We start from the raw sequence: 16768 nt of genomic DNA on the forward strand, positions 1-16768 counted from the left end.
GCCTCGTCCTTTCCGCGACAGCGCAAAAAAGACCGGCGCTCCCGAAGGAGGCCGGTCTTTTTTGTGCTCTAAATACGCTTCAGAAAGTCCTTACTTTCCGGGCTGCGCTCCAGCAGGCTGCAAGGCCATGAGCTGCGCATCTGGAAAGGCGTTCATCCGGTACGGGCCATTCTTCGCAAGCTGGATCCCAACGATGTCGTCCTGCTTCTTGTATTTCCAGATGGAAATAATAACCGGCTCACCCTGTGCGGTCGCCATTTCGAGAACCACTTTCGGTGCAAGATCGGTCTTCTCGCCTGACGGCCCCCAAGCGGTTTCGTGCGACTGAAGCCACAGATTGACCTTCTGAACCTCTTCCGCTGACAGATCGCGACTGATCGGCACACTCATCTGCCCCGCAGTCATCTGCGGAAATTTCCACGCATGCAGCAGCGGCCATGCCACAAACCAGATGATGCCTACGGGAATGAGGACCAGCGCCCCGAAAACCAGAAGAAGTTTCTGCTCGCGTCTCACGCCTGTTCTCCTGCCCACCGATTGAGGGCTGTAATGATGTAATGGACGTCCTCGTCCGTCAGTTCGGGATGGATGGGAAGCGCCAGCACCCGCGCACCAAGCCCTTCTGCGACTGGCAGACAGACTCCGTCATGATGCGGCGCATAGGCGGGCTGATGATGAAGCGGTTTTGGATAGTAAACGGCGGTTGGAACGCCTGCATCCTTCAAAAACGCCTGAAGCGAATCCCGCTTTTCCGCATCCGGCAGCAGGATCGTATAGATCGCCCACGCGCTCTCGCTATCCGAAACGCGTACAGGCGGTACGATCCCTGCAGGCATCCCGGCATCATAGGCCGTCGCAATTGCATCCCGGCGCTTCAGTTCTGCGTCAAACACATCGAGCTTTGCCAGAAGCACAGCCGCCTGAAGCGTATCCAGACGCCCATTGATCCCGATCCGCTCAACTTCATAACGCGTCCGGCCCTCGCCATGTGTGCGAAGAGAATGATAGAGCGCCGCCAGATCGTCGTCGTCCGTCAGGATCGCGCCGCCGTCCCCATACCCACCCAGCGGCTTGGACGGAAAGAAAGACAATGTGGTCGCTTTCGCCTCATGTCCCAGACGACGACCATGATATGTCGCCCCAAAAGACTGTGCACAATCGGCCACCAGCGTCAGACCTTCCTGCGCCGTCCAGAGCTTCAGTTCGTCCCAGGGCGCGGGCTGGCCGAACAGATCCACACCGATCACGACCCGAGGCTCCAGATCTTCGGCCTGACGCACTGCCTCAAGCCGCGCCTTTAGCGATTCAAGACTGATCTGGAAGGTCTGCGGATCGACATCCACGAAAACCGGCGTCCCACCCAACAGCAGAACGACTTCCGCCGTCGCCGTATAGGTGAAGGCTGGCAGGAAAACCGCATCTCCCGGCCCGATCTCCTCGCCCATCAGCACCATCAGCAGCGCATCCGTTCCGGATGAGACGCCGATCGCATGTTTCGCACCGCCGAACTCTGCCAGACGCTGCTCCAGTTCCTGCACTTCCGGGCCAAGCACGAAGCGGCAATGTGCCATAACAGCATCTACGCGCTTCTGGATGCTGCCACCGAGGCGCGCCTGCTGGGCGGGAAGGTCGAGAAAAGCAATCTGCCGTGTCATGGCGCTATCATCTCCGGATCGGGATGGGAGACCGTAACCGGCAGTCCGCCGTCACGGTTATGAAGAAATTCAGGGACCAGCCTGTACAGGATCGTCATGATCGCGCCCAGATCGTTCGCACGGCAGGCCATTTCCAGCTCATCCATCGCAAGTCTTGCCACCCTGAAATCGACGGTGCGCGGAGAGGCCATCCGCAGACCGGGCGCATCGGTCGGAACCGGGGCCTCACGACCGTGGAACAGTTCTTCAAACAGTTTTTCGCCCGGACGCAGGCCAGTGAAACGGATTTCGATATCGGTTTCGGGACGCAGCCCGGCCAGCCGGATCATCTGGAACGCCAGATCCATGATCCGTACCGGATCGCCCATATCGAGCACGAAAATCCCGCCCTGCTTGAGGCGCCGGTCCGTCGCGTCGTGTTCCGCACGCTCATGCGTTCCGCGCACAGCCGCCTGCAAAACAAGCCCCACAGCCTCCGGCACCGTCATGAAATAGCGCGTCATATCCGGATGCGTGACCGTCAGCGGTCCGCCATGTTCAAGCTGCCGCTTAAAGAGCGGCACGACCGATCCCGTGGACCCCAGCACATTGCCAAACCGCACGGTCACGCAGCGCATGCCGCCCTGTCCGGCCCGCGCCCGCATATCGAGCGCCTGCCCGTAAACTTCCGCACAGCGCTTGCTGGCGCCCATCAGACTGGACGGATTGACCGCCTTGTCCGTGGAGATCATGACCATCGCCTGCGCACCGGCACGCTCGGCTTCGTCCGCGACAATCCGCGTACCGATCACATTCGTCAGCACCCCCTCGACCGGATTGTCTTCAACAATAGGCACATGCTTGAGAGCTGCCGCATGAAACACGATCTGCGGTCGATACTCCCCAAAAACCTCCGCCATACGCCGTCGGTCGCGCACGTCCGCGACGATCTGATGGCGCGCCACATCACCGAACCGCTCCGAAATATCCAGATTGATCTGCCACAGGGCGTATTCGTTGCTCTCGATCAGCAGAAGCTCGGCAGGCTGGAACGACGCAATTTGCCGCGCGAGTTCGGAGCCAATGCTCCCCCCCGCCCCGGTGACAGCAATAACCCGACCACGAATCAGCCGTGCCATACCCTGCGAATCGAGTGCAACGGGGGGACGGTTTAACAAATCCTCAATCGCAATAGGTCGAAGCTCTACGCGATCCGCCGGCTGCAAAGCAGTCAGTGACGGTGTGCGCTGAACGTCAATGTCATAAACCCGTGCTGCCTCAAGAAGCCGGGCCAGTTCCCGACCCTTGATTTCGCCAGTTGTCAGAACCAGCGCATCCGGCAGTTTTCCAGCGGCGAAAAGCCTCTCCAGAATGACGGGCGTTTCGCTGATCGTTCCCAGAATGGGGCAGTCATGAATACGCCGTCCGGCCTGCTGCGAACCACCGGTCAAAATCCCCACTACGCTGCGACTATTCTCGCTATCCCGCTCCATCGCCCGAATGAACAGATCCGCTTCGTGATCTGCACCCAGCAGCAGAATCCTCTGACTGGCCAGCACTGTGCTCTTACGGCGCGCCGCCAGCCGCCACATCATGCGAACAGAGCCAAGAAACACCAGCAGAACAAGCGCGTGAATGATCGGGAAGGTCGGCGTCGGCAGCGGATACCCCGCCACGCGCAACAGCCCCGCAAACAGCAGCGCGCTCAGAACCGAGGCGCAGGCAATATTGAACAGGTCCGCCACACCCGAGAACCGCCAGTATTGCTGCGGAACGCGGAACGGCAGCCCACCCACCAGAAGCGTAATGCCCCCACCCGCAATAAACCACAGCGGATGCAGCCATCCTCCCGCCGGATCTGCCAGCCAGCGCGCAACAGGAGCCGCCGCCGCCGAGACGACTCCGTCCAGCGCGACATTGAGCGCAATGCGCCGCGCGCGCATCGACGTATGCGAGGCGGCAGGCGGCCTGAAAGACGGCGCCGAAGGGGGCATTGAGGCCGGAGCGGCAGGGCCTGTAGGATCAACAGATGTCACCTGCCCCTTATAGCGCCAAAAGCCGCTCTCCCATAAAGTCGTTCCATGCCCTTTTCTTTTCAGAATATTAACATCGGTCTCACGTTCCCCTGCGTGGCCGCAGTCGTCCTGTGCAATATCCTGATCCTGCTCATGATCCGGGCCGGTGTTCTGGATCATCCCGTAGAGCGGAGTTCGCATACACGACCAACCCCGAAAGGGGGCGGCATCGGCATCGTGGGAGCCTTCGTTCTGTGCCTGATCCCGGCCCTGCGCGCAGCCCATGCCCCGGCGCAGATCATCCCGCCTGTCGCAGGATTACTGGGGGGCATGATCCTGCTGGGCGCGGTGTCATGGCTCGATGACATGCGCCCTTTTCCGGCCCGCTACAAACTCGCGGCCCAGTTCGTCGCTGCCATCGCCGCAGCCTTCGGGGCAACTTACGGCACAAACACCCCGGCGTGGGAACTGGTCCCGCTCATCCTCGCCACGGTCTTCATCACGAACGCCCTGAATTTCATCGACGGGATCAACGGTCTCGCCTCTGGCGTCATGGCCATCGCCGCCATCTTCCTGGCGAGCGCAGGCATCATGCCCGTGGCCTTTATGCTGCTCACCATCTGCCTGCTGAGTTTCCTTCCCTATAATTTTCCAAAAGCTCGGATTTTCATGGGCGACGTTGGCAGCCAGCCCATCGGGCTCGCCATCGCATGGGGTGGCATGACAGGATTTGGCACAGGAGGCGGCATCCTCGTAATCGCGTTGCTTTCGGGCGTGTTGTGGGACGTGACCTTCACACTGCTGCGTCGCGCCCGCGCCGGAGACAGACTCGCACAGGCTCATCGTGGCCATCTCTACCAACTGGCCGTCCGTTCAGGGCTGCCGGTGCCGCTCGTCACTTTTTTATACTGGGGATTTGCCCTCTGGGGCGCTGTGGCGTTCGCCATAGGTCAGATCATCACGACAGTTCTGATGATCGCCCTGCCACAGATTTTATGGACAGGATATGTCTGCACGCGAGCCAAAGCCCGCGTGCAGGATCGCTGGTAATCAGCAGATCGTTCAGCCGGCGCGGCGGCTGCTCAGACGCTCGACGGAAGCCGAAGCGCGTTCCGTGCGGGTCGAACGGGTGCCAGAAGCTTCCGTCATAACGGCGCGCATTTCGCGCAGGAAGGTGGAACCCTTCAGCGTGCGCTGTACGAGAACCGAACGACGGTCCAGCGGATCGATCTTGCGGCGGGCCAGATCCAGTTCACCCAGACGGTCAAGCGCACGGGTGATGGCGGGCTTGGAGACCTTGAGCTCAAGGGCCAGACCACGAACCGTGTGGGCGCCGTCCCGCAGATAGCAGGTCAGGAACACGGCAAGCTGGCGTGCCGAAAGATCGGGGCCGTCACGACGGACCATGGAAACGATGGTGTCGCACAGAAGGTTGAGCATCTGATCATTGGTAGCCTGGGGCATGATCTCTCTCCTAAACAGTTAGACCCCCTGTTGTCCGATCCCATAACAGAGACCGGCAGCACGAGAGCCAACATGAAATTGTCTTTACCTCCCCTTTCCCGGAGAGGCTTCAGTTGCACTCAGATGGTGATTCGAAACGCATACGCAAGCATATGGGTTCCAAAACATTCCAGTAGACGATGACTCTGCATCGAAACGATGAGGGGCATATGCCTCATTGAAACGCGTTTGACACCCTAATCTTTCAGGCCTTCTTCACACCGCCCCACTGTTTCCCGAGTGAAACGCTTCATAACAGCTCAGGAATTGTTATGAATTCGTGACAATGTTTCCAGAATTGCCCGAAGACCAAGTACTTCTCCGCCCTCAGGACGGCCAGGGCGTCCTCTGTCATTCCATGCATAAGTGTCGATATGTGCCCATATTTGGCCATCTGGAACGAATTTCTGGAGATAAAGCGCCGCAGTAATCGCCCCGGCCATGGGTTTTGACGTCACGTTTCCGAAGTCGGCGACTTTACTATCGAGCCATGCATCATAACCATGCCAGAGCGGCATTCTCCACATTACATCGGCCGTCGCTTTTCCCGATTCGAGAATAAGTGAGGCCAGTTCATCGTCATTACTGAACAGCGCCGGCACATCCGGACCGAGTGCCACACGCGCAGCACCCGTCAGGGTTGCAGCATCGAGAATGACATCCGGACGGTTTTCAGACGCTTCCGTTATGAGATCACACAACACCAGCCGCCCCTCTGCATCCGTGTTACCAATCTCGACCATTTTGCCGCTGCGCGTCTTCAGGACATCCCCCGGTCGCATGGCATGACCGGACACGCTGTTCTCCACGCAACCCAGACGCAGTTCCAGATCCACATCCAGACCCAGATCGATCGCCGCGCAGGTCACCGCAAGCATCAGAGCTGCCCCGCCCATGTCCTTCTTCATCCGCAGCATCCCTGCGGCTCCTTTGAGGTCGTAGCCGCCCGTATCGAAGCATACCCCCTTGCCGACCAGCGAAACCTTCGGCGCCCCCTCACGTGCTTTCCAGCGCGCCACGACCACGACCGGCTTGCGTTCGGACCCCTCGCCCACTTCCGCCAGACACGGATACGCACTGCGCAGATCGTCACCCTCAACAAGACTGACGCTCGCCCCCCGGTGCACCAGTGCCTTGCCCGCCATTTCCGAAAGTTCGCGCGGCCCCAGAAGATTTGCCGGCATGTTGATCAGATCCCGCCCGAAGCACACAGCCTTCGACAGCGCCACAAGCCGCGTCGCATCGTCGGGAACGACCATCCGCGTCGCGCGCGACTTCACCTCCCCCAGACCGAACCGATACGCCCCCATACAGAACCCGAGCAGCGCACTCTCCAGCGCTCCGGCTTCCAGTCCGTGCAGCACGACCGTCCAGTCACCCTCCGGCAACGCCGTACCCAGAACGCCGAAAGCGTCTGGATCCTTCGACCGCGCGGAGGCCACACACAGGATTGCTGCCCCGACTCCGGCCTCACCCGGCAGCAGTGTGAACGCGCCGTCTTTCGCCGAAAATCCCTGTGCCTGCAGAAACGGAGCATGCTCCCCGAGAAGAGTCGTGATCGCAGCACTCTCCTCACAGGCCACCAGATGAACCAGACGCGCCGAAGGCGCTTCGGCAGAGGTCACGAAGGGAAGCTGGGGATGCGAATTCATGTGATTTTCTTCCTCAAAGACCTGCCTCACCCGAGAAAGATCCGCCGGGAGGGCTTCATATGCTTGCTTTTGCTCCGCAGGCACCCGACCATTCAGACATGAAGGGTGCATTCCACGGAACCTCGTCCAGCGACCATACCATGCCAGCCAGCATCCGTGCTGCCCTCGGCCCCACCAATACCGGCAAGACCCATTATGCCCTGACACGCATGATGGCCCATGCGTCTGGCATCATCGGCTTCCCCCTGCGCCTGCTGGCACGGGAGAATTACGAGCGCCTCGTCAAAATCAAAGGTGAGCGTCACGTCGCCCTCATTACGGGTGAAGAAAAAATCGTGCCGCCCGGCGCGCGATGGTTTTCCTGCACCGTCGAGGCCATGCCGCTGGACCGCAAAGCCGAATTCATCGCCATCGACGAGATCCAGCTCGCTTCAGATCCGGATCGCGGCCACGTCTTCACGGATCGCCTGCTGCACGCACGCGGCACAGTCGAGACGCTGTTCCTTGGCGCCGAGACTATTCGCCCACTGCTTCAGAGACTCGTTCCGGGTATCGAAATCGACATCCGCACCCGTCTTTCCAGCCTCGCCAGCACCGGACACACCAAGCTCTCCCGTCTGCCTCCACGCTCGGCTATCGTGGCCTTCTCCATGAGCGAAGTGTATGCGCTGGCCGAAGTCATCCGCAGACGTCGTGGCGGCTGTGCCGTTATCATGGGCCAGCTCAGTCCCCGTACCCGAAACGCTCAGGTCGAGCTGTATCAGAACCGCGACGTGGATTATCTCGTCGCAACCGACGCCATCGGCATGGGGCTGAACATGGACGTCGATCACGTCGCCCTTGCTCAACTCAGCAAGTTTGACGGCACGGTTCCGCGCCCTCTCTTCCCGCAGGAAATCGCTCAGATCGCCGGTCGCGCCGGTCGCGGCATGAAAGACGGCACCTTCGGCACCACGGCCGACTGCGCGCCCATGTCCAGCGCCCTCGTCGAAGCCGTAGAACAGCACCGCTTCGATCCGATCCAGCGTCTCTACTGGCGCAACCACGAGTTGGACTTCACCAACCCGGCCAACCTGCTCAAAAGCCTGACCCGCCCGCCGCCGTTGCGCGGCCTGACCGCAGGGCGCGTGGCCTCGGACGTCACCACCCTCGAATCCCTGATGCTCGACCCAGATGTTCGCGACATCGCGAGAGGCAAACGCGCCACAACCCTGCTTTGGGAAGTCTGTCAGATCCCCGATTTCCGCAAACTCGGCGATGACAGCCACACCCGTCTCTGCGCGCGTCTCTACAGCCATCTGGTTAAAGAGGGGTCCATTCCCGCCAACTGGATGGAAGGCCATATCCGTGGTCTGGCCAAAACCGAAGGCGATATCGACACCCTCATGCACCGCCTCACCGGTGTGCGCGTGTGTTCCTATGTCGCCGCCCGCACCGAATGGAGCCGCCATTCCGCCATGTGGCAGGAACGCGCCCGCGAAGTGGAAGACCAGCTCTCCGATGCACTCCACGAACGCCTCACAGCCCGCTTCGTGGACCGTCGCGCCACCACACTTCTACGCCGCCTGGACAGCGACGGCGACCGCACGCTGCTGTCCGCCGTCAAACCCGATGGCGATGTTCTGGTGGAAGGGCACAGTATCGGACGCATCCGGGGCTTCACGCTGGAGACGGACGTCGCCTCCGGTCCGGAGCGCCAGATGATCCTGCGGGCCGGACGCAAAGCCCTCATCCATGAAATCCCCCGCCGCATCCGTCTCCTGCAGGACGCACCGGACACCGCCCTTAAACTGGACGCTACCACCGGACATCTTTTCTGGGACGAAACCCCTCTGGGTCGCCTCACCGCAGGCACAGCTCTGCTGCGCCCGGCCATCCAGCTTTTTCCAGCCGAGTTCACTGATACGGTTCAGAAAACCCATGTCGAAACCCGCCTGCTAACATTTGTAGCGAACCACATCAGAACGGATCTGAAAGCCCTTTATCGCGCCCACGCTCTTGCCGAGCATGAACCGGGACTTCGTGCCATTCTGCACCGTCTCATGGAAGACGGCGGCATCACCGAAACCCTGCCAGAAGATCAGGCGCTTTCTCCCGCTTTGCGCAGCAAGCTACGGAAGCACGGCGTCGAAGTGGGACGCTTCTCGATCTTCTGCCCGGCCCTGTTCCGAGCGCGCCCTCTGGATCTTCTGGGACTGCTCCACGCCCTGCATCGCCAGACGCCTCACCGCCCGACAGCGCCCGGTCGCGTCTCCCTTCCATGGCACGAGATCAGCGGGCAATTCGGCTGGATCCGTGCCGGAGAGACGGGCCTGCGCCTCGACATCGCAGAACGCTGCATCGCAGAACTGCACCAGCTCACACTCCGCCGCGACCACACAGCACCGCCCGATCTGGCCTCCAGACTGGGCGTAAAATCCGACAGCCTTCCATCTGTCCTGAAAGGACTGGGCATCGCACATCAACCCGCAGAGACTCACTCCTCCACCCATGCCGGTCCACCGCGCCCGCTCATGATCCTGCATGATCGCAAAACCCGAGCCTCCCGCCGCCCTCGAGCCGCGCAACACGAGTCCGCGTTCAGGCGCCCCTCCTCTCCACGGACTGACAGTCCCTTCGCGGCCCTCGCCATCCTAAGAGAAAAAGTCCGCCCATGAGCGAAGCATATCAGCGACTGGACCAGTGGCTCTATTACGCCCGCATCGCCAAGACACGTCCACTTTGTGCGGCTATCGTCGGGAAAGGTCGTATCCGCATCAACCGGCAGCCTACCAGCAAGCCCCATGCCAAGCTTCACATTGGCGACATATTGACTTTTCCCGCAGTTTCTGGCGGAGAAGTGCGCGTGTGGCGCGTCTTGGATCTTGGTGAACGCCGCGGTCCGGCAAAAGAAGCCGCACTTCTTTACGAAGTCATCACAGAAGACGGCTGAGGATGCTTGCGTCTGACGCCAAACCTTCGCATATCATCCCGCTCGGATGAAACCGGCCGGATGCCGGACCAGCAAGACGATCGGAGACGTCAATGACCTATGTGGTCACAGAAAACTGCATTCGCTGCAAGTTCACGGATTGCGTGGAAGTCTGCCCCGTAGACTGCTTCTACGCAGGTGAGAACTTCCTTGTCATCAATCCGGACGAATGCATCGACTGCGGCGTATGTGAGCCGGAATGCCCGGCCGAAGCCATCTTCCCCGACAGCGACAACCGTGCCGCACCGTGGATCGAAGTCAATGCGAAATATTCGGCTCAGTGGCCGAACATGACCCGCAAGATCGACGCCATGCCAGACGCGGAAGAATGGAAAGACAAGCCGGGCAAAGCCGCCATGCTGTCCGAGGCACCGCATCAGGGCTGATTTTTCTCCCATATACCGACGTTACCCCACCCGATCTCTTACGAGATCGGGTTTTTTTACGCCTGATACCCTGAAAACCCCACGATTTGAGACAGACACAAGGCACAAAAAAAAGGGCTGGCAGGATTTCTCCCGCCAGCCCTCCTCACAGATTTCGAAAGAAATCTTAGCGGGACATCATGTTGATTGCAGTGTCATGCATGATGAAGAGCGTACCGCCGATGATGACAATCACCGTTGCCGCAGCAAAGATGAAGCACATCAGGTTCCAGCTCTGCTCTCTGCTGGTGTTCAAGTGGAGAAAGAACACCAGGTGGACAACGATCTGCACAATGGCGAGAAACGTCAGTACTGCAATCGTCATTGACGGAGGCAGAACGTGGGCCATGACAGCGGCAAAGGATGCCACCGTCAGGATCACGGCCAGAACAAAGCCAATCAGATAAGCAGAATAGGAGCCGTGGCTACCATCGTGGTCTGTGTGTGCCTGAGCCATTACATCACTCCTGCGAGATAGACGAACGAGAAGACACAGATCCAGACGATGTCGAGAAAGTGCCAGAACAGGCTGAGGCAGGACAGCTTGTTCATCATACGCTCGGACAGATCCTGCGGACCCATCATCTGCACCATCAGAACAGCCATCCAGATCAGGCCGCAGGTGACGTGCAGACCATGCGTTCCAACCAGCGTGAAGAACGCAGAGAGGAATGCAGAGCGGTCAGGACCATTACCTTCCGCGATCATGGAGCTGAACTCGTTCACCTCCAGACCGACGAAGGACGCGCCCAGCACAAACGTGACGGCGAGCCAGACCAGAACCATCGTCTTATTCTTCGCCAGCGCATTCAGCGAGGCGAAGCCGTACGTGATGGACGAGAACAGCAGGATAGCCGTCTCGATCCCCACGTTCGTCAGATCGAACAGTTCCTTGCCCGACGGGCCACCGGCATACTGGTTCCGGAGGACCGCAAAGACAGCGAAGATCGACCCGAACAGGACGCAGTCCGTCATCAGGTAAAGCCAGAAGCCGAACACGTTGGGGGTCTCGTGATGATGTTCCCCGCCGTGATCGTCGGCGTGTGCCAGAGGCGACATTGTTGCTTCGTGAGCCATAAGTCTTATGCCCCCCTCTTACTCTGCTGCCTGCGCCGCAGCGATACGACGAGAATAGACTTCCTCGTTGTGCTCGATTTCGCTCACCGGGACATAGTAGTCGACGTCGCGGTTTGCGCTGCGCAGGATCATGGTTGCAACGATACCGATCAGGCCGATGGCAGCGAGCCACCAGATGTACCAGACCGAAGCGAAACCGAAGATGAAGCTGAACAGACCGATGAAGACACCAGCAGATGTGTTCTTCGGCATGTGGATCGGCGCCAGCGGCTTACCGTGAGCCTTCAGACCCAGCTGCTTCTCGGTGTGGAACGTGTCGAGACCATGAATGTCAGGAATGACCGCGAAATTATAGGCCGGCGGCGGAGAGGAAATCGACCACTCCAGCGTACGACCATTCCACGGATCACCCGTCAGATCGAGGTTCTCGGGCAGGTTACGGTCACGGATGGACACATAAAGCTGCGTCAGCTGGCAGACGATACCGCAGGCGATAACGATTGCACCGGCTTCAGCAACCAGCATCCACGGATACCAGTCGGGGTTGTCGTAATGGTTCATACGACGCGTCATGCCCTCGAGGCCGAGGATATAGAGCGGAACGAAGGCCAGATAGAAACCGACGAACCAGCACCAGAACGCGCGCTTGCCCCAGGCTTCGTTCAGCTTGAAACCGAAAGCCTTCGGGAACCAGAAACCCATGCCCGCGATGTAACCGAAATACACGCCGCCGATGATGACGTTGTGGAAGTGGGCAATCAGGAACAGGGAGTTGTGCAGGATCCAGTCAGCAGCCGGCATGGCCAGCATGACACCGGTCATACCACCGATGGAGAAGGTGATCATGAAGCCCAGCGTCCAGTACATCGGAGCCGTGAATTCCACGCGGCCCTTATACATTGTGAACAACCAGTTATAGATCTTCACACCTGTCGGAACAGCAATGATCATCGTCATGATACCGAAGAAGGTATTGACGTTGGCACCTGCACCCATGGTGAAGAAGTGATGCACCCACACGACGAAGGAGAGCACCATGATGGAACACGTGGCGTACACCATCGTGTTGTAGCCAAAGAGCGGCTTCTTGGAGAACGTTGCCGTCACCTCAGAGAAAACACCGAAGGCTGGCAGAACGAGGATGTAAACCTCAGGATGGCCCCAGGTCCAGATCATGCTCACATAGAGCATGACGTTGCCACCGGCATCATTCGTGAAGAAGTGCATACCGAGGTAACGGTCAAGGCTGAGCAGAGCCAGCGTTACCGTCAGAACCGGGAAGGACGCCATGATCAGCACGGTCGTGCAAAAGGCAGTCCAAGTGAACACCGGCATTTGCATCCAGCCCATACCAGGCGCACGCATTTTGACGATCGTCGTGAAGAAGTTCACACCTGTTAGCAGCGTTCCAACACCAGCGATCTGGACGGCCCAGATATAGTAATCAACGCCGACACCCGGGCTGAACTGCATCTCAGACAGAGGCGGGTAAACCAGCCAGCCGCACTGGGCAAACTCACCGATGAACAGCGAGATGTTGATCAGCAGGGCTCCGACCAGCGTCATGTAGAAGCTGAGCGAGTTCAGGAACGGGAACGCAACGTCACGCGCACCGATCTGAAGGGGAACCACCAGGTTCATCAGGCCGGTCATGAACGCCATCGCCATGAAGAAAATCATGATGGTGCCGTGCGCCGAGAAGACCTGATCGTAGTGATGCGGCGGCAGATAACCAGGGTTACCATTATACGCCAGCGCAAGCTGGGTCCGCATCATGATGGCGTCCGCGAAACCACGGAACAGCATGACGATCGCCAGGATGATATACATCACTGCAAGACGCTTGTGGTCGACAGTCGTCAGCCACTCACGCCAGAGATAGCCCCATTTGCCGTAATAGGTGACAGCACCCAGTACGGCGAGACCGATAACAGCAACACCAAGGAATGTACCGACAAGAATCGGCACATCCAACGGTATGGCTGAAAAGGAGAGTTTTCCGAGCATCTGTCGGTTATTCCTTCATGCCAGTGTCGGACGGTGCAGCGTTGAGAACGGACTGCATGTGCATGACCTTGCCCGTCGTCTTGTCCACCACCATGCCATTGTTATACTTGGCAACGATGCCGTCGAAGAGATCCGGCTGGACATGCGCGAAATACTGTACCGGTGCAGCTTCCTGCGGCGCAGCATATTTCGGGTATGTGGTGTCGTCGAGATTTTCGCTTCCGCTCTTCACTTTCTCCACCCAGTCATTGAACTGAGCCGGGTCCATGGCGAGAGTGCGGAACTTCATATCCGAGAAACCGCGACCGCTGAACTGCGACGCTTCACCAAGGTAATCCCCCGGTGCGCTTGCAATCAGATGCAGCTGCGTCTGCTGACCCGGCATGGCGTAGATCATCGAGCCCAGACGGGGGATGAAGAACGACGTCATGACGGAATCAGAGGTGATCTGGAAATCCAGCGGCGTATTCGTGGGAACATCCAGCTGGTTGATCGTTGCGATCCCCAGGTCCGGATAAATGAACAGCCATTTCCAGTCGAGAGAAACCACCTGAACATTCAGCGGCTTGACATTGTCATCCGTCTGAAGGGGGCGGTAAGGGTCATAAGCATGCGTACTCCACCAGCTGATACCGCCAAGGAAGGCGATCAGAATGGCGGGGACACCCCAGATGACGTATTCAATTGCGGTCGAATGATCCCAGTTCGGGAGGTATTCGGCCTCTTTGTTGGAAGCACGATACTTCCACGCAAAATAAAGCGTCGCGACGCAGGTTGGAACCACAACGAGCATCATGATGACGAATTCCGCCACCATGACATCGCGGTTCATTACTGCGACCGGGCCGCGCGGCTGAAGCAGATCAACCGTACAACCCGATAGCATCAGCGCCGGCAACGCTGGGAGATATCGCCAGAGTTTTTTCATCGGTCCTGCTTTCATCATCCGTTCCGGCTTGCAGTAGTCGCCGGGAAACGGTTTGACACGATAAGGTCCGCATCAGTGCCGCCGAACGCTGCCATAGTCTGCTACCTTTCTCGTTCGTATCCTGACGTCAGGAACCGGATCAAAGATCCGATCCTGAAGTTCATTCAGCATGGGACACGGCTGTCCCGGTTCCTCAGGTTTTTTCTGCCTGAATCGCCTCAAAGACAAGGCTTATCACGGATTTCGTGAGCCTATCCCCAGCATGGACCTCAGGATGAAATGGCTGTTTTTCGCCACATTTGATCTAATTATGACTTTCATTAAATATGAAAGTTACAGATTTTTAATGCAAACCTCTTTAGAATTCGCGGAAATAATTCAAGACTTTATTGGTCCAAAAAGCAGAAAGGGGCGGCATCAACTGCCACCCCTTTCCCGATGTCCAGTATCGTTTGGACAGTACTGTCAGTCATTGTTCCCTGAACGCACACCCATGAACTGGATGAGAAACTGGAACAGGTTCACGAAATTGAGATACATCGTCAGAGCATCATAGACACTCAGCTTCGCTACTTCCTCTGGACCAGCATAGGCCATGTACTGCTGGTATGTGATCTTGATCCGCTGCGTATCATAGGCCGCAAGCACGGTGAAAAGACCCACGCCTATTACAGAAACAAGCATGGCCAATGGAGAACTGTGCAGGAAAATGTTCACCACCGAAGCCAGAACGATACCGATCAACCCCATGAACAAGAACGAACCGAGTCGAGCGAGATTGGCGCCGGTCGTGTATCCCCACAGCGACATTCCAGCGAATGTAATGGCCGTCACGAAGAAGGTCCGGGCCACGGAAACTCCCGTATAGCTCAACAAAATGCTGGCCATGCTGGCACCCATCGCGGCGCTGAACAGCAGAAAAATCCCCTGCACAGCCGGACGGGAAAGACGGTTAACGCCAAAAGACAGAACCATCACGAACACGAGCGGCGCGAATATACTGATACCACCCAGGAGGGTCGGTCGCAGGACGATTGCACCATTCGGCATTTCAGCCAGATGGAAGAACAGAGCGCGCAGAGATGTCTGTGCGACGCCGTAGGCGACCACTCCCGTGATCACCAGACCAAGCGCCATCCAGTTGAAGACCCGGCACATATAAGCACGAAGTCCGGCATCAAGACTGCCGGCTCCGGCCTGCACACCGGCTCTGCTGAAGTTGGAATTAAAAGCCATGACACCTTTTCCAATGAGATGCCCTTTTAAAAAGGGCGCTTGACGAACCAGGGAGGGCCGTCCGTACACTCCACCTGAATGTGGGAGTTTTGCCGGAGGGGTCAAGAATACTCCGCCGTCCCTTACTTATTTTTCATGGGAAACGCGCCTCTTGAGACTTTTTGTCGCACTCGACCTTCCTGTCGATCTCCGTGAAACGCTGGCGCTGATGCGCGGTTCCATGCCCGGTGTGCAATGGGTTCCTGCACAAAACCACCACATCACGCTTCGCTTCATCGGGGAAATCACGGACAGACATCGAATGGAGGAAATTGACCTCGCCCTCTCCCGTCTGGCCTGGAAGCCCTTCGACCTGTCGCTCGCACAGGCCGATATCCGCGAGGGCCTCAATGCTGACAGCCTCCTGATCGGAGTTGAGCGCACGCCCCAACTTGAGACGCTCCAGTCTCAGGTCGAAAGTGTCCTTCGCCGCGCCGGATGCCTTCCCGCGAAGCGACGCTTCCAGCCAGCCGTCACGCTGGGGCATTTCTCCTCCAGCCAGCGGGCGGACGCCATCCAATGGGTGCAGAGACACAATCTCTTTCGCAGCAAACCGATGTCCGTAGAGCACGTTACGCTTTTTGAAAGCCTGCGCAGTCTCGGAGAGCATATCTATGTTCCCAGAGCCGAATATGCCTGGCAGCCAGAGATGCCGCTGTCGCCCGAGGAAGAATGACCCGATCCATCCCCTCCCCTGAGGAGCGCCTTGACGCCCTCCTCAGGGAAGTCCGGGCCTGCCGCGTCTGTGAGAAACACCTGCCTCTGGGGGCTCGCCCCCTGATCCACGCCTCCGCGACTTCCAGGATTCTGATTGCAAGTCAGGCACCGGGCACCAAAGCCCATATCGCAGGGAAATCGTTTTTCGATCCGTCCGGCAATCGCCTCCGAAGCTGGCTCGACATCCCGGAAGACATTTTTTACGACACCCGGCATGTCGCTATTCTGCCAATGGGCTTGTGCTATCCCGGACGCCTGCCTCAGGGCGGCGACAAACCGCCGCGCCCTGAATGCGCCCCTCTATGGCGACATCGTATCCTGTCGCTCTTGCCTGATATCCGCCTCACACTTCTCGTAGGCAGCTATTCCCAGAACCACGTTCTGGGGCGTGGTTCAGTCACGGAGCGAGTCAGGAATTTCAGGGATTACCTGCCGGAGTATTTTCCCCTGCCCCATCCGTCATGGCGGACCGGGGTTTGGGAAAAGAAAGCGCCATGGTTTCAGGAAGAGGTCATCCCGGCCCTGCGAGCGCGCGTTCATGCGCTGCTTGCCGAGCGCTAAATT

Annotated in this window: 16 protein-coding genes; 6 read left to right on the top strand and 10 right to left on the bottom strand. The window is 58.6% G+C overall.

Translation table 11 applies throughout. The features are described 5' to 3' along the window. Positions 1-90: 90 nt before the first annotated feature. Genes GKO01_RS00865 through GKO01_RS00875 form a run of 3 tightly spaced genes read right to left on the bottom strand, consistent with a single transcriptional unit; the run spans position 91 to position 3628 of the window. On the bottom strand, positions 91-516 hold the full coding sequence (locus GKO01_RS00865) for a hypothetical protein (RefSeq protein WP_099285240.1): 426 nt from the start codon (positions 514-516) through the stop codon (positions 91-93). Further along, positions 513-1655 (bottom strand): DegT/DnrJ/EryC1/StrS family aminotransferase, encoded by a 1143-nt coding sequence (locus tag GKO01_RS00870; protein ID WP_099285241.1) that lies wholly within the window; start codon positions 1653-1655, stop codon positions 513-515. The genes GKO01_RS00865 and GKO01_RS00870 overlap by 4 nt, the downstream gene beginning before the upstream one ends. Then, positions 1652-3628 carry a polysaccharide biosynthesis protein gene (locus tag GKO01_RS00875; RefSeq protein ID WP_099285243.1) on the bottom strand — a complete coding sequence of 659 codons (1977 nt, stop codon included), beginning with the start codon at positions 3626-3628 and terminating at the stop codon, positions 1652-1654. Before GKO01_RS00875 ends, GKO01_RS00870 begins: the two co-directional genes overlap by 4 nt. An 87-nt stretch (positions 3629-3715) precedes the next feature. Between GKO01_RS00875 and GKO01_RS00880 the strand changes: the two genes are divergently transcribed. Beyond that, a complete protein-coding gene (locus GKO01_RS00880) occupies positions 3716-4699 on the top strand; it encodes a glycosyltransferase family 4 protein (protein ID WP_099285245.1) in 984 nt (327 codons plus the stop codon). A gap of 12 nt (positions 4700-4711) precedes the next feature. On the opposite strand, the gene GKO01_RS00885 is transcribed toward GKO01_RS00880, so the two are convergent. Both GKO01_RS00885 and GKO01_RS00890 read right to left on the bottom strand, forming a co-directional pair. Further along, a complete protein-coding gene (locus tag GKO01_RS00885) occupies positions 4712-5113 on the bottom strand; it encodes a MarR family transcriptional regulator (protein WP_099285247.1) in 402 nt (133 codons plus the stop codon). A gap of 299 nt (positions 5114-5412) precedes the next feature. Then, positions 5413-6804, bottom strand: coding sequence for a leucyl aminopeptidase family protein (locus GKO01_RS00890; protein WP_099285249.1), 1392 nt, complete (start codon positions 6802-6804; stop codon positions 5413-5415). A 59-nt stretch (positions 6805-6863) separates the two neighbouring features. On the opposite strand from GKO01_RS00890, the gene GKO01_RS00895 reads away from it, so the two are divergent. The 3 genes from GKO01_RS00895 to fdxA all read left to right on the top strand — a co-directional run bounded on the left by GKO01_RS00895 (position 6864) and on the right by fdxA (position 10161). After that, positions 6864-9461: a helicase-related protein gene (locus GKO01_RS00895; protein ID WP_099285251.1), complete on the top strand. Its 2598-nt coding sequence runs from the start codon at positions 6864-6866 to the stop codon at positions 9459-9461. Continuing rightward, a complete protein-coding gene (locus tag GKO01_RS00900) occupies positions 9458-9736 on the top strand; it encodes an RNA-binding S4 domain-containing protein (RefSeq protein WP_099285253.1) in 279 nt (92 codons plus the stop codon). Before GKO01_RS00895 ends, GKO01_RS00900 begins: the two co-directional genes overlap by 4 nt. Positions 9737-9828: 92 nt before the next feature. Beyond that, a complete protein-coding gene (gene fdxA / locus GKO01_RS00905; RefSeq protein WP_099285255.1) occupies positions 9829-10161 on the top strand; it encodes a ferredoxin FdxA in 333 nt (110 codons plus the stop codon). A gap of 166 nt (positions 10162-10327) precedes the next feature. Here fdxA and cyoD read toward each other — a convergent pair whose 3' ends face one another. The 5 genes from cyoD to GKO01_RS00930 form a co-directional block, all read right to left on the bottom strand. Then, complete coding sequence (gene cyoD / locus GKO01_RS00910) at positions 10328-10657, bottom strand: cytochrome o ubiquinol oxidase subunit IV (protein WP_099285257.1); 330 nt, start codon at positions 10655-10657, stop codon at positions 10328-10330. Further along, the gene (gene cyoC / locus GKO01_RS00915) at positions 10657-11277 is read right to left on the bottom strand and encodes a cytochrome o ubiquinol oxidase subunit III (protein ID WP_099285259.1); all 621 of its coding nucleotides are present in this window, start codon (positions 11275-11277) and stop codon (positions 10657-10659) included. The genes cyoD and cyoC overlap by 1 nt, the downstream gene beginning before the upstream one ends. 18 nt (positions 11278-11295) lie before the next feature. Next, positions 11296-13284, bottom strand: coding sequence for a cytochrome o ubiquinol oxidase subunit I (gene cyoB / locus GKO01_RS00920; protein ID WP_099285261.1), 1989 nt, complete (start codon positions 13282-13284; stop codon positions 11296-11298). Positions 13285-13291: 7 nt separating this feature from the next. Further along, positions 13292-14230, bottom strand: coding sequence for a ubiquinol oxidase subunit II (gene cyoA, locus GKO01_RS00925; RefSeq protein ID WP_099285263.1), 939 nt, complete (start codon positions 14228-14230; stop codon positions 13292-13294). A 447-nt stretch (positions 14231-14677) separates the two neighbouring features. Further along, positions 14678-15448 carry a Bax inhibitor-1/YccA family protein gene (locus tag GKO01_RS00930; protein ID WP_099285265.1) on the bottom strand — a complete coding sequence of 257 codons (771 nt, stop codon included), beginning with the start codon at positions 15446-15448 and terminating at the stop codon, positions 14678-14680. 151 nt (positions 15449-15599) lie between these two features. Here GKO01_RS00930 and thpR point away from each other — a divergent pair, with 151 nt between their 5' ends. Further along, the gene (gene thpR / locus GKO01_RS00935) at positions 15600-16163 is read left to right on the top strand and encodes an RNA 2',3'-cyclic phosphodiesterase (protein ID WP_099285267.1); all 564 of its coding nucleotides are present in this window, start codon (positions 15600-15602) and stop codon (positions 16161-16163) included. After that, positions 16160-16765 (top strand): uracil-DNA glycosylase family protein, encoded by a 606-nt coding sequence (locus GKO01_RS00940; RefSeq protein WP_174694195.1) that lies wholly within the window; start codon positions 16160-16162, stop codon positions 16763-16765. Before thpR ends, GKO01_RS00940 begins: the two co-directional genes overlap by 4 nt. Positions 16766-16768: the final 3 nt, after the last annotated feature.

Origin of the sequence: Gluconobacter kondonii, from assembly GCF_002723995.1 — a bacterium.
Taxonomy (GTDB): Bacteria; Pseudomonadota; Alphaproteobacteria; order Acetobacterales; family Acetobacteraceae; genus Gluconobacter; species Gluconobacter kondonii.